Genomic DNA, 14706 nt, shown 5'->3' with positions numbered 1-14706 from the left:
TATGGAAATCGTCCCTTTTGTCTGCGTTAAATGTCCAGCTAGAATTTTTGCAAGGGTGCTTTTTCCATAACCACTCTTAGCTACTAATCCTACTCTCTCCCCAGAGTTTACGCTAAAATTGACATCTTCTAAAATCATTCTATTATTTTTATACTGGAAGCCTATATTTTTCGCTTGTAAAATCGACATTACATCTCACCATTTCATCTTCAAATTTTTGAGTATTTACACTACTATCACAGATTTGCACCTTGCACTCACATCGGTCTCTAAATATACAGCCTTGATCGTCTTTATCAGGAATCGGTTGAGAACCGGGTATAGGCTTAAAACCGTTTGTTGGTAGTGATCTATATAATGCTCTCGTATAAGGATGTTTCAGGTATTGGATTCCTTGGTGAAAATACTTTGCCTTTGTTATTTCAACAATTTGTCCTCCATAGAAGATAGCTAATTTATCTGAGTAATGGATGGCCAAATCGATATCGTGCGTGATCAATATAATAGCTTTATCTTTCTTGGCATAATTTTTAAAATAATCCATAGTTTTTTTAGCGGATTGAATATCTAGACCTGGCGTTGGTTCGTCCGCTATAATCAATCTAGGATTTTTCATCACAGTTGTCGAAATAAGCACTCTTCGAGCCATCCCTCCCGACAACTGAAAGGGATATGTTTTTTCCACACTTCTGTTCAATCCATATTCTTTAAAGATTTTTCTCTGTTTTTTTATGGTTTCGTCATCTGAGGCAAAATTTCTTACTTGCTTTCCTACTTTTACCAATGGATCTAAGGAAGAAATGCTCTGTGGAATAAATGTGATTTCTTCGCCTCTTAGTTTATTAAGTAATTCTTTATCTACATTTTTTCCATCGTAAATAATTTCTCCACTTGATATGGCATTGCCCGGTAATAATCCTAAGATAGCACTAGCTAAGACGCTCTTTCCGCTGCCACTAGCGCCTACAATAGTCAATATTTCGCCTGGATAGGCCCTTATGGATAAGTCATTAACAGCCCAACTTTGCTTTTGTTTTGATCCGTTCATTCTAAATCCAACAGATAAATTATTTATTTCAAGTAATGGTCTTTTCATAGGATCCTTCCATTCTATTATTTTTCTTTATTCACGAGCTAAATAGGGATTTAACAGTAGGGATAGATTCTCGCCTAATTTGTTTATTAAAAGCACTAATAATACTAAAGACAAACCTGGAAAAAAAGCCAAATGCCATACTCCATTAACTAAATACTTCATACTTTCAGATAGAATAATGCCAATTGCTGGTGCTTCAGGAGATAATCCAAATCCTAAGAAAGTCACAGATGCCTCATGAAGGATTGCATGTGGAAAAGTCAGTACTAATCCAATAATATATTGAGGTAAGACAATAGGTATCATATGCTCTTTAAAGATATAAAAATTGCTCTTTCCAAACCTCCTCGATACCAATACATAGTGGTCATTGCGTACTTGAAGGACTTCACTTCGTACAATTCGTGCTAAGGATGTCCAGTGGGTCAAGGCTATTCCTATGAGCAATCCTCTCACCCCTCGACCTGCAAGTACTGAAATCAAAATGATAAGAATCAAGTGAGGAATACCCATTACCAAATCGATGACAATTCGAACGATATGATCTACCCATTTGGGCATGGTTCCAGCTAAGCCTCCTACGATTAAAGCGATGATTGAACTTATTAAAGAAGCTATAGAACCGATAATAATGCTGTTTTGTAATCCTTTGATCGTTCGTAAAAACATATCTCTTCCCAGCCAATCTGTTCCAAAGAAATGCTTTAGAGAAGGCAGTTGATTCTTTTGTGAAAAATCAGGGGCTAACATTTCATCCGTTATCATTGAGCCTGAAATCATGATTAGTAAGACAAACGCTACTATAATCACTAGAATAATTTTGCTTTTCTTTCGCCTATTCATCTATATCTCCTCCTCTCGAATCATTGGATTAATAAATAAGTGGAGAAGATCTGCTATAAAATTGCCAATAAAAACGAATATGGAAATAATAATCGTAATGCCAAGCAACAAGGGAATATCTCCGCCTAGACCAGCCGTTACAATAGTGGTGCCTAAACCCGGATAGGAAAATACATTTTCCGCCAAAACACTTCCTCCAAATATTTCACTAAAGGAACCGAATTGAATGGTGATTGCAGGAAGGACTGTATTCTTTATGACATGGTTTTTCATAATGGATTTTTGGCTTTCTCCTCTAGCCTTTGCAAATAGTACATAATCACTTTCTAAAACTTCAATGACCTTGCTTCTAGTATGCAGTGCTATATTAGGAATAAATACTAAGGTTAGGGTAAGGGCTGGGAGTATCGTATGATAAATTTTATCAAATATATTAACTTCATCAGCACGAACACCTATAGGCATACTAAATCCAATAGGAAAAATCCCTAGCTTTACAGAAAATATAATCAACATGAGCATGCCTACCCAAAAGGTAGGTGTAGCAGAAAAGGTTATACATATGGATTTTAATATTCGATCTCCTATAGAATCGCGAAATCTCCCCATAAACAATCCTATTATATAACCTAGAATCCCTGTTAAAGTAAATGTGCTTAACATTAAGAAGAGGGAGCTTCCTGCCTTCTCCGAGATTACACTTAATACCCCTTTTCGAAAAATAATAGAATCTCCAAAATCTCCGTGGAGGAGATTTGTAGACCACTTTACAAATCTCTCCGCCTTTGTATCATTTAACCCCCAATACTCTTCAATAGAATCTCTTTGATCATCTGTTACGGTTCCCGTTCCTATGTACTGTCTTATAGGATCAATAGGTGAATTTACTGCTAGAGTAAAAGTTACAACGGAAACTAATACAATAAGCAAAATCATTTTCATAAAGTTTTTAATGATGTAATGGGTTATGTTCATACTGTTCATCCAATCTTTTTTATTCTGTCCATTTCCAATCTCTTAAATTCGCCACCAATGGCCAAGCATGACCATGAGGATGTATTTTTTGTTCTCCTACGTCAATACCTTCCCTTACATAATATAGATGGTCAACATTTACAAGCCAAACCCAAGGTGCCTCGCCTAAAGCAGATGTTCCTGTTTTTCCGTCCCACTGTACCTTCTTCCATAATTCGTTTGCCTTTTCTTGATCGGATGTTTTCAAAGCTTCTTCTAAGTATTTGTCTACAATAGGATTATCAAAATTCTCTGGATTATAGTAGTTTGGTTGTCCTTTATTGCTGCTGTGATACAATAGATATGTTTCCATAGGGTTTTGATCTCCCCATCCCATCAGTACAGCATCTTCGTACATTCTCTTGTCAATTTCATCCCAACTCATGCCTTCTACTATAATAGAAATGCCTAATTTCTTTGCCTGAGCAGTAGCTGCTAAAGCAAGACCTTGTCTTACAGAATCACCAGAAGAGTAAATAAGATTAAATTCTGCCTTTTGATTTCCTTTTTCTCGAATGCCGTCATTATCCTTATCGACCCATCCAGCTTCTTCTAACAATTCTTTTGCTTTTTCTACATCGTATTTAACTTTTGATTCTTCATTAAACCAAGGCATGTCATCAGACTCTGTATAAGCAGGAGTACCGTATCCATTTAAGACTTCATCTACTAATTTCTCTCGGTTAATACCATAAGATAATGCTTTTCGAATGGCAATATCAGATGTAACATTATTACCTATTGGATAACCGTCTTCTGTCTTTTCGCCCTTAGCAGGAACTACGGGAAGTGTAAGCCCTCTATTATCGATGGTAGCTGCCTTATATATAGTCATACCTTCGATTTCATCTGTAGCAAGGCTTGGTACGGTCATCGCTACATCAAGTTGACCAGCTTTTGCAGCTACTAATGCTGTGTCTTCTGTCATGAATAAAACCGTTACTTTTTTCATTTTAGGAACAGTGCCATAGTAATCCTCATTCGCTTCAAGAACTAGTTGTTGTCCTTTGTCCCATTGAACAAATTTAAAAGGTCCACTTCCTATAGGATTGTCTCCATAAGTTTTAGAATAAGCGTGTTCTGGAACAATACCCGTCTTTGCAATGCTATAAATAAATGTAGATTCTGGATTTTTTAATTTCATTTCTACTATAAAATCATCTTTTGCAGAAATTTTTTCCAATACAGTAAAATCTACAATAGAATTGCTTTTCTTAGCCGTTTCATATGTAAATACTACATCATCTGCTGTAACTTGTTCACCATCTGTAAAATAAGCATCATCCCTAAGATTAAAAGTAAGGGTTAAGCCGTCTTCACTAACGGTATAATCTTTAGCTAAGTCACCTACAATTTTCATATCAGCGTTTGTCTCTACGAGAGTACTTTGAATCAATGGACTACCGTATCTTCCCCAGCCAATAACTGGATCAAATCCTCCATCCGGTTCTGAACCTATGGCCATGACTATAGAATCTTTTTTTACTTCTTTTTCATTGGTTTCTTCTTTCCTAACATTCGTTTGTTGGCTAGAACATCCTACAAGCAAACTGAGTACCATGATTGCAATTAACATTACACGGATTAAATCTTTTTTCAAAATATTATCCCCCCTTGTTCGTGTATAAAACCTTGGACAAAACACGCTATGCGGGTTTTGCCCGACAAGAAAAGACCATAAAGAGCACTGCATTCAATTGCAGCTTAACCTTCATGGTCTTTCAATCAAAAATAAAAATATCTTGTGTTGGTGTATTTACTCTAACTATCAGAAACCTTCTTAGTTTCATATGATTGATTAAAATATATCATATTACAGTAAATTTTGTCAATACTAAATAATGTCTATTTAAAATTACAATTGATTAATTATACTTGCCATATATCCTGCGCCAAAGCCATTGTCGATATTGACTACAGCTGTCCCGCTGGCACAACTGTTTAACATGGCTAAAAGTGCGGCTAATCCGCCAAAATTAGCACCATAACCAACACTAGTTGGAACAGCTAAAACAGGCTTGGATACTAAACCTCCTAATACGCTTGCCAGTGCACCTTCCATGCCTGCTACAGCGATGACTACCTTTGCGCCAGTAATAATGTCTAATTTATCAAATAATCTGTGTATCCCTGCTACTCCTACATCATAGACTCTTTCCACTTTATTTCCTAAGATTTCTGCGGTTATAGCTGCTTCTTCAGCGACTGGGATATCCGATGTACCCCCAGTTACTACGGCAATATAGGAATTTGTTAGAGTAATCTTATGGTTTTCAATTGTAATCATCTTGCAGGACTTATGGTAAATGGCTTTATCGCAAATTTCTTTGACTACATTAAACATGGTTTCATCAGCCCTTGTGCCGATAATATTGCTTCCTCTTGAAATCATAGCCTCCACAATGCTTTGAACCTGCTCTGGCGTCTTTCCTGCACAGTAGATCACTTCAGGATAACCTTGTCTTAATTCACGATGATGATCTACCTTTGCAAAGCCTAGGTCCTTATAAGGCAATTGCCTTAAGCTTTCTACCGCCTCATCAATACTTACTTTATCTGACTTAATATCTTCTAATAAATTTCTTAAAGACTCTTCGCTCATTATGTCACCTCTCTGGTATTCCTTTTAGGTCAGCTTTTCTCTCGGGTCTTAAAGCTACCGGAGGTAGCTATGCTGGCCGCTAGTTGCTATATTTTCTTGTCTTCTTCTGAAAGAACTTCATTCATGCTTCCAGTTCGATACCCTAAAATATCAAGTGTTACGTACTTAAAACCAATTTTTCTAAATTCATTTCCGATTTGGTCCATCTTATTTACGTCAAAAAACTTTGCTCTTTCATTTGGCTCTACTTCGATGCGGGCGATTTCATCGTGGTGTCTTACTCTTATTTGTCTAAATCCCATATCTAAGAGATACTGTTCTGCTTTTTCTACCATAGAGAGTTTTTCTGCAGTAATTTCTTTTCCATAAGGAAATCTTGAGGAAAGGCAAGCAAAAGCAGGTTTATCCCAAGTAGGTACATCAAGCTCTTTAGATAGTTTTCGAATATCGTCTTTTGTAAATCCTGCTTCCTTTAGAGGACTAATAACCCCTTGCTCCTTAGCTGCCTTCATTCCTGGTCTATAATCACTTGTATCATCCAAATTAGAGCCATCAAAGACATGCTTCAAACCATACTTATCAGCCTGTGACTTGACCTTTGAGAAAAGCTCTGCCTTACAAAAATAACAGCGGTTTACTGGATTTTTAGAAAAACCTTCAATTTCTAGCTCTTCAGATACGATAGTAATATGTCTTACCCCTAATTTTTCTGCATGGCTCTTTGCCTCATTATATTCTCTCTCAGGATATGTAGAAGAGCGAGCCGTAACACCTATAACTTGATCCCCCAACACATCATAAGCAACTGTCAATAAAAAAGTACTATCTACTCCTCCAGAGTAAGCTACAGCCCCACTTCCTGCTTCCTTTAATATATTTCTTAAACGATTATATTTTTCATGTAATGTCATAATATCCTCCATGTATAGTAATTAATCTAATACATTTATCATACTACAAATTATTTTTATGTACAATCGAACATTCTCTACTGCTGCTTAATTTAGACAGTTGGACGGGAAAAACTTTTGACAGAAAACCGAATGTTGAAAGCTGAAAAGATCACACTCGCCTTTAGGTGAGATAATGGTTTTCCTTTCCGCTCTTCAGCTTAGAAATAAAGGAGATAATCCTTTGGATTATCTCCTTTATTTCTAAAGTACTTTACTCAAAAACTCTTTTAAACGAGAGTGCTTTGGATGGTTGAATAGTTGATCAGGGCTCGCTTCTTCTACTACTTTGCCTTCATCCATAAAAAGAATTCGATCTCCCACTTCTCTTGCAAAGCCCATCTCATGAGTTACGACCATCATAGTCATCCCTTCTAAGGCTAAGTCCTTCATAACGCTTAGTACCTCTTTAACCATTTCAGGATCAAGAGCTGAAGTTGGCTCATCAAAGAGCATTACTTCAGGTTCCATGGCTAAGGCACGAGCGATGGCAATTCTTTGTTTTTGACCACCTGATAATTGAACAGGATAAGTGTCAATCTTATCTATTAGTCCTACCTTTTTGAGTAGATTCTTTGCTAAATCTGTAGCTTGTTCCTTTGACATTCCCTTTAATTTTATAGGTGCTAAGGTCACATTCTCTAAAATAGTCAGATGAGGAAAAAGATTAAAGTGTTGAAATACCATTCCTACTTTTTCCCTTACCTTGTTAATGTTTACCTTAGAATCTGTAATATCGTCGCCATCAATGATGATCTGACCTTTTGTAGGTTGTTCAAGCAAATTGATACATCTTAAAAAAGTACTCTTACCTGAACCGCTTGGACCGATGACGACTACTACTTCTCCCTGCTTTACTTCTTGATCGATTCCTTTGAGAACTTGCAAGTTTCCGAAGGATTTATGGAGATTTTTAACGGTAATCACTTCGTTTCAACCTCCTTTCCAATTGGTTAATCAATGTAGATAAACCTAATACCAAAACAATATAAATAAGTGCAATAATAATATAAGGCTCAAAATTACTATAGGTTGCAGCTTTAATGATATCTGCTTGTCGCACTAAATCAGTCGTTCCAATAATGGACACGACAGAAGTTTCTTTTAATAAAACGACAAACTCATTTCCCAGAGCTGGCAAGATGTTTTTGATTGCCTGGGGAATAATAATATATCTCATGACCATACCATGAGGCAAACCTAAAGAACGCCCAGCTTCCATTTGTCCAAAATCTACAGCCTGAATCCCTGCTCGAATAATTTCTGCTACATAAGCTGAACTATTCAAACCAAAGGTAGCTACTGCTGCAATATAAGGTGGAATATTAAATCCAAAAAGTGGGTATGTTGCATAGTATATAATGTACAACTGCACTAGTACGGGTGTTCCTCTAATAATTTGTATATACGTTGTCGCTATAAAAGAAATAACCTTATTCGCCGACAATTTTCCAAGAGCTACAACTAAACCTAGAATAGCCCCAATAATTACTGCCACAAAAGCGATCTGAACAGTAACCTTCAAACCTTCCACAAACAGTGGCGCATACTGAGCCATTGAAGCAAAATCCATGTATTTCATCCTTTCTGTTGTATGAGAAATTATCTGTTAATCTACGATAAAAAACAGATAAGTCAGATCCTAGGACAGCATAAAAACCTACTGCCCTATATCTCTTACCTGTTTCATTATATCCTATTATTAATTATTTCTCGAATTTAACTAGGTTCCATTTAGAAAGTAACTCATCATATTTTCCAGATTCTTTTATGCTTTGTAAAGCTTCATTTACTTCTTTTAATAAATCATCACTGTCTTTGGGTAGCGCCATAGCAAAAGGCACAGTTTCTGTGTTTAAACCTTCAGGAGTAACAATTTTTAGTTCAGTATTCTTTGCAACAAATTCAGAAGCAATAGAATCTTCAATAATTACTGCATTAATTCGACCATTTTTCAAGTCTTGTATTGCATCTGTTGCTTTATTGTATTTTTTGACTTCAACTCCTTCGAATGTCATAATGACATCATCACTGGTAGTACCCAGCTGAGAACCTACTATCTTACCTGTAAGTTCGTCCATGTTTTTTATCCCTTCTGAATCAGATTTTACGACTAAAGTTTGATACGCTTCATAATATGGATCAGAGAAATTTACCTTTTTTGCTCTCTCTTTATCTACAGACATTCCTGAAATTGCTAAGTCGATTTTTCCAGTTTGCACTGCAGCAACTAAACCGCTAAATTCTGTATTTTCAAGTACAATTTCAGCATCTAATTCTTTTCCGATTTCTTTTACAAGGTCAATATCAAAGCCTACGATTTCCCCTTTTGTATCAATCGTCTCAAAAGGTGGAAAATCTGCACTTGTACCAACAGTAAGAGTTCTTTTACTTGTATTTTCACCTTGTCCTTCTTCTTTTTCAGTTGTTTCGTTGCTATTACAGCCAACTAAGGCAATCATAAGTGCAACAATAAGTAATGTGATTAATCCTTTTTTCATTTTCATTTAATATCCTCCCCATTTCTAATAACATAATAATACAATAAAACTAATAAATATTCAATTGCTAAAAGTAGAAAGTTGCAATGTTTGAGGGTTGGAAATTAATGGATGATTCGCTTGTTGGGTGGAAGAACTTTTTGTGGAAAGGGAAACTGTATAGTTTGGGCAGAGTGAAAGCATAAGATCCTTCGCTAGCGCTCAGGATGACTGTGGAAGGAGCCTGGGTCAAAAACCTCGCCTATAGGTAAGTACAATAATTGTCAATTAAAGGAGATAAAGAGGACCATTTGTCCTCTTTATCTCCTTTTTACTCGTCGTCCTCTTCATCTAATTTTAAACTCGTATTCATTATAAATCCGTTAACAAAATTTGGATTCGATGCGATTTCTATGTGTTCTGCTTTTGATGCTAATTTAATGCACTCTTCTTGCTCTTCTCTTGACAATAAGAAGATTTGGCTTCCTGTTGCTGCTGCATTTCCGATGGAATACACAGGCACGTTTTCAAAATGTGGAATCATGCCAATAGCCTGAGCTTTATTGATATCGATATAATTACCAAATGCTCCTGCGATTAAGATTTCTTCTAGGTCCTCGCCTTTTAGTCCACATTCTTCTATTAGCATTAAGCACCCTGTATAAATTGCTGCCTTCGCTAGTTGAACTTGGCGGATATCTTGCTGGGTCATTAAGAGGGGTTCTCCAGATTCTGTTTCCTCCCCATAAGCTATGATAAATGCTTTTCCCTTTTGAGTTTTGATGACTCTCTTTGCTAATTCTGGCTCTTCTATTTTCGATGGATCTATAAAAGTACCACCAGAATTTACAATATTATTTTCAGATAGCTCCGCTACGATATCGATAATTCCAGAACCACAAATTCCTTGAGGTTTTACTCCTCCTATTACTTTATTAAATACTTGACCATTGGCTATTGTTACTCGTTCAATAGCACCTTTTGTCCCCCTCATTCCATACTCTAAACCAGCACCTTCAAGGGCAGGTCCACATGCACAGGAAGTGACTTTATAATCATTATTTTTCCCTACACCTAGTTCGCCATTGGTTCCTAGATCGATAACCAGCCTGTTTTTATCATCATTTTGTATAGATAGAAGTACTGCAGCAGTATCTGCACCTACAAATCCACCTAATAAAGGCAAGAAATTAATTTTTGCTTTAGAATTGATATTAATACTAAGGCTTTTGGCATTTGTCAAAACAGCTCTATGTGTCGTACTGCTAAAAGGCTTTAAACCTAAATTGCTTGGATACAAACCTAAAAACAAGTGCTGCATAGTGCTATTACCACAGAAACTTGCTTGGTAAATATTATTTTTATCAATATTGTTTTCTGTACAAATATTTTCAATGATTTCATTTACTGATTCAACAACCAGTTTGTTTAATCTTCTTAAACCATCTGGATTAGAGATAGCATAGTCGATTCTACTGATGACATCGCCGCCGATGCTTGTTTGCTTATTCAGCCTAGAGCTAATCCCAACCTGTTCATAGGTTTTCAAATCAAACAAATACCCTACAACAGAAGTAGAACCAATGTCAAAAGCTAAACCGTATATCGTTTGAGTAGAGTCTCCTGGAAGGATATCTACAATTTCGTCATTATATAAAATAATATTTAGTCCTTCAGGATTATGGTAAATGGTTGAAAATTTTTGCAGCACTTCTAGTGGTGGCTGGCTTAAATCTAAATCAATTACACTTAATAAAGTTTCGTAATCGTTCCCACATAATGGAGTGACTAACTCATCATGCTTTACGTGAACTATTCTCGTAGATGGATTTGGATTCGTGTGCTTTAACATATTGGATGTGAGTATTTGAGCTTCTACTTCCTCGCCTGTAATCATAACTTTTAATCCATCAGATACTTCTACTTGGCAAGCTAAAACTGTAGACGTTGTTCCCTTTATTTGAATATCAACCTCACATTTGCCACATCTACCTTTTCCGCCACAAACTAAATTTAGAGGGTGGCCTATCTTTTCACATGCATCTGAAATCTTACTCCCCTTTTCGATTTCTATGCTCTTTCCGATTATAGGAAATTCGACTGAAACCATATTCATTCGTCCATACCCCTTTCACTTATAAGTAATCTATATTAATATTATATATACTTATTATTAATGATATCTAATTATGAAATTAATGGCAAGTATCATTATGTACACTTATTCATTTATTTATGAATTATCAATGTCTGGTCAGGTAGTCAAATATGCGACTTACGTCACAGTGAATAGTGAACAATGAACGATGAATAATTAACAGTATAAAATCAAACAAGTAATCGCATATTTGTATTGTTCCATATTCAATGTTCATTTTTCATTGTTCAATTGATGTAAATCTTTATAGTATATAGTGTGTACTTTGCTAGCTGGTTTGGTGAGATCCTTTGCTTGCGCTCAGGATGACTAGCAAGAGCTGGAGCCTAAAGTAGGAGTTTCCTTTGCATAAAAAAAGGTTTGCTATCTACCGATAACAAACCTCTTTGAAATATCCTATTTACAATCTCGCCATTATGACAAAATTTAAAACAAACAATAAGCTAGATACCCACAATACTGGGTGGATTTCTTTTGTTTTGCCTTTTGCTACTTTGATAATAACATAGAAAATAAATCCTGCTGCAATACCATAAGAGATGCTGTATGCAAATCCCATAAAAATGGAAGTAAAGAAAGCAGGAATTGCTTCCTCCAAACTATTCCAATCAATTTCTAAGAAAGAAGACATCATCATAACCCCAACTAAAATCAAGGCTGGTGCAGTTGCTTGTGCAGGAACAAGGGTGATTATTGGTGCAAATAAACTACATAGTAAGAATAAGCCTGCTACTACCACGCTTGTAAGTCCTGTACGGCCACCTGCTCCAATACCTGCAGCACTTTCCACATATGTAGTAGTATTAGATGTTCCAAAGACCGCTCCTACTGACGTTGCAATGGCATCTGCAAATAATGCTTTATCCATTTTAGAATTAAAGCCTGTGCTCGTCTCTAATGCTTTTTCATCTTCCGCACTAAAGATTCCAGATTTACGACCTGTCCCAATAAATGTTCCAATCGTATCAAATATATCAGATAAACTAAAAGCAAATATGGTCATAAAGACTAATGGCAATCGAGCTGGATCACTAAATAATGAACCTAGTCCTTCACTGCTAAAAGCAGCCCCAAAAGTAACACCTAATTCTGAAATTGCATTTGCCAAGGAATTAGAAGAAGAACCAATTGTAGACAAATCTACAATGCCTAATGGTATTCCTATAATTGTAGTAGATATGATTCCAATAAGAATGGCTCCTCTAACATTTTTAACTAATAAAATAACCGTAATTGCAAGTCCAATTAAAGCCAGTATAGGTCCCATTTGTGTAAAATCTACTAACGCAGGAACAATTCCTGAACCAGTTACTACAGAAGTTATTCCACCTTCATATGTTGTAGTAGCTACATCATATGCTGCATTGTTAATGGATTGAATAGTGCCTGCATCAGATGTAAATTGTAGCAAGCCTGCATTTTTGATTCCAATATAAGATATAAATACGCCAATACCTCCGCTAATTGCATTTTGCAAACCAACAGGTATAGATTTAATGATTACTTTACGTACCCTAGTAACGGTAATTAAAATATTAAAAATTCCACATACAAAAACGATTGCTAAGGCTTCTTGCCAAGTAAAACCTAGTGCAAATACTACCGTATAAGTAAAGAACGCATTTAGTCCCATGCCTGGTGCCTGAGCGTATGGAACATTGGCAAAAAGTCCCATGACCAAAGTACCGATTGCTGCAGCAATAAGCGTTGCTAAAAATACTGCTTGAGAAGGCATGCCCGTTAATGATAAAATTGCTGGATTAACGAATATAACATAAGACATTGCAAAAAATGTAGTAAAACCAGCCATGACTTCTGTTGATACATTTGTATTATTCTCTTTCAGTTGAAAAAACTTTTCCACTTTTCTTTCCCACCTTTTCCATTTTAATCTGTTACATAATTACATTATTGCTCTATTTTTAATACTTTATTTGAAATGAAATCATCTGCTTCATTATTATAGTTCAATATAATTTAAATTTCAACATTTTTAAGAATATTTTATCGTTTTTTTTAGATAATGTTCGTGTTTCGTAGAAAAGGTGTTTTATTACTTTATGTCAATGAAGTTTTATTTATTTTCTTTTTCTCGTGCTGCTTTTTTTCTTCCTTATAAGCTAATAGAATAACTGTTGCAATAATAAGGAGAAAACCAATAATATCTATCATAGTAAATTTTGTTCCTAGAAGAATAGCAGTAAATACAGTTGCCGCTAAAGGCTCAACAGAAGCGATCATACTTGCTTTTACTGCCCCTATTTGCTCTACCCCCTTTAAGTATAAAGTATATGGGATGACCGTACCGAACACTACAACGACGAAAAGAGCTCCTAACGCTGATAAATCAAGTTCAACCTTTATGCGCCATTGTTGAAATAGCAAAGCCCCTACTACTCCACCAATCAACATGCCATAACATGTAACCACAAGAGAACCCCATTTGCGAATGATCTTGATAGGTACTAAATTATAGATGGCTAAAGTAATAGCTGACAAGATTCCCCAGGATAAACCTAAAGACGAAATAACTAAAGATTGTATATTGCCATGTGTAGTGATGAGAAATATACCAGCTAGGGTTAGGCTAATCCCAATTAATTCTTTTCTATTTGGTTTTTTGTGACTTTTCAAACAAATATAAGCTAAAATAAATACTGGAGCAATGTACTGTAATACAGTAGCTGTACCCGCATTTGTATGAGAAATGGCCATAAGATAAGTTAATTGATTCGCCATAAGTCCAACAATGCTAAAGGCTAATAATGATTTCCACGATACTTTGTCTTTCCATATGCCCTTTAAACCATCCATTTGTTTAAAACTAAGCCATACAAATAAAATGATTCCGGCACATAACATACGAACCATGGAAATCCATGGCGCGGGCAAATGGTAAACTTCCATTAAATACTCACTGCTAGCTCCAGAAAATCCCCAAAAAATTGCGCCAAGTAATGTACATGAAATCCCTATTAAATACTGTTTTTTTGATGATTCCACCAAAGCAAATCCTCCTATTACTCTCATTAATATGCTACTGTTTCACCCTTTAGGAGAATGGCTACCCTAAATGCAATGCCAACAAAATAGATACCATTATATAATTTACATGAATTTGAGGAAAAGCACAATAAGCTACTTCCTATTTTTTACGTCCATGAGTATAGTCTACAACTTCAAAATTTCTTGATAACTCGTCTACAAATTCAGAGTACCATTTGCATCTTCCACGAATACAAGTAGAAATATGTATTGTTTTGACCCCTTTATCTTTCATCTTATTAGCCTCTATTACTACTCCTTCAGTAGCATTTTCACTGCATCCATGACATTGTGCAAAGCTAACAATTTCCGCATCCTTAAAGACGTATTTGTCAAAAGAGCCCCTATTTTCATTAAAAGCATTAATACACCCTGTTCCCGAACACTTTTTTGCCACTTCCGCGCAATTTATGATCCCTATATTAATCATTGTCCACCTCCTAATTGTAAGTGAACATAGCATACCACAATGTCGAATAGTTTGATGTGATTTTAAGCACCAAAAATCAAAAATACAG

14 protein-coding genes are annotated in these 14706 nt (G+C 35.8%); all 14 read right to left on the bottom strand.

The annotated features are described in order from the left end of the window. Positions 1-138, bottom strand: a 138-nt coding sequence (locus Q7P22_RS09840; RefSeq protein ID WP_303863685.1) for an ATP-binding cassette domain-containing protein, incomplete at its 3' end; no start/stop codon positions are given. Between the two features lie 10 nt (positions 139-148). Further along, positions 149-1096 carry an ABC transporter ATP-binding protein gene (locus Q7P22_RS09835; RefSeq protein WP_303863682.1) on the bottom strand — a complete coding sequence of 316 codons (948 nt, stop codon included), beginning with the start codon at positions 1094-1096 and terminating at the stop codon, positions 149-151. 27 nt (positions 1097-1123) lie between these two features. Continuing rightward, a complete protein-coding gene (locus Q7P22_RS09830) occupies positions 1124-1939 on the bottom strand; it encodes an ABC transporter permease (RefSeq protein WP_303863680.1) in 816 nt (271 codons plus the stop codon). Beyond that, positions 1940-2914, bottom strand: a complete 975-nt coding sequence (locus tag Q7P22_RS09825; protein WP_303863679.1) for an ABC transporter permease — start codon at positions 2912-2914, stop codon at positions 1940-1942. Between the two features lie 19 nt (positions 2915-2933). Next, positions 2934-4553: an ABC transporter substrate-binding protein gene (locus Q7P22_RS09820; protein ID WP_303863678.1), complete on the bottom strand. Its 1620-nt coding sequence runs from the start codon at positions 4551-4553 to the stop codon at positions 2934-2936. 255 nt (positions 4554-4808) lie between these two features. Continuing rightward, complete coding sequence (gene larB, locus Q7P22_RS09815; RefSeq protein ID WP_303863677.1) at positions 4809-5555, bottom strand: nickel pincer cofactor biosynthesis protein LarB; 747 nt, start codon at positions 5553-5555, stop codon at positions 4809-4811. 86 nt (positions 5556-5641) lie between these two features. Continuing rightward, on the bottom strand, positions 5642-6466 hold the full coding sequence (gene larE / locus Q7P22_RS09810; protein ID WP_303863676.1) for an ATP-dependent sacrificial sulfur transferase LarE: 825 nt from the start codon (positions 6464-6466) through the stop codon (positions 5642-5644). Between the two features lie 243 nt (positions 6467-6709). Continuing rightward, a complete protein-coding gene (locus Q7P22_RS09805) occupies positions 6710-7432 on the bottom strand; it encodes an amino acid ABC transporter ATP-binding protein (protein WP_113920810.1) in 723 nt (240 codons plus the stop codon). Continuing rightward, entirely contained in the window at positions 7419-8078 is a 660-nt protein-coding gene (locus tag Q7P22_RS09800; protein WP_303863675.1) for an amino acid ABC transporter permease, read from the bottom strand. The genes Q7P22_RS09805 and Q7P22_RS09800 overlap by 14 nt, the downstream gene beginning before the upstream one ends. A 133-nt stretch (positions 8079-8211) precedes the next feature. Continuing rightward, positions 8212-9012: a basic amino acid ABC transporter substrate-binding protein gene (locus Q7P22_RS09795; protein WP_113920812.1), complete on the bottom strand. Its 801-nt coding sequence runs from the start codon at positions 9010-9012 to the stop codon at positions 8212-8214. 304 nt (positions 9013-9316) lie between these two features. Further along, the gene (locus Q7P22_RS09790; RefSeq protein WP_113920813.1) at positions 9317-11101 is read right to left on the bottom strand and encodes an ASKHA domain-containing protein; all 1785 of its coding nucleotides are present in this window, start codon (positions 11099-11101) and stop codon (positions 9317-9319) included. A 442-nt stretch (positions 11102-11543) separates the two neighbouring features. Beyond that, the gene (locus tag Q7P22_RS09785) at positions 11544-13007 is read right to left on the bottom strand and encodes an NCS2 family permease (protein WP_113920814.1); all 1464 of its coding nucleotides are present in this window, start codon (positions 13005-13007) and stop codon (positions 11544-11546) included. A gap of 194 nt (positions 13008-13201) precedes the next feature. Continuing rightward, complete coding sequence (locus Q7P22_RS09780; protein WP_303863683.1) at positions 13202-14146, bottom strand: DMT family transporter; 945 nt, start codon at positions 14144-14146, stop codon at positions 13202-13204. Between the two features lie 142 nt (positions 14147-14288). Further along, on the bottom strand, positions 14289-14618 hold the full coding sequence (locus Q7P22_RS09775; protein ID WP_303863674.1) for a CGGC domain-containing protein: 330 nt from the start codon (positions 14616-14618) through the stop codon (positions 14289-14291). Between the last annotated feature and the right edge of the window lie 88 nt (positions 14619-14706).

Source organism: Alkalibaculum bacchi (assembly GCF_937875145.1).
In the GTDB taxonomy this organism is placed as follows: domain Bacteria; phylum Bacillota; class Clostridia; order Eubacteriales; family Alkalibacteraceae; genus Alkalibaculum; species Alkalibaculum bacchi_A.
The sequence above is the reverse complement of the archived record's forward strand: the minus strand, read 5'-3'. Positions and strand labels throughout refer to the sequence as shown.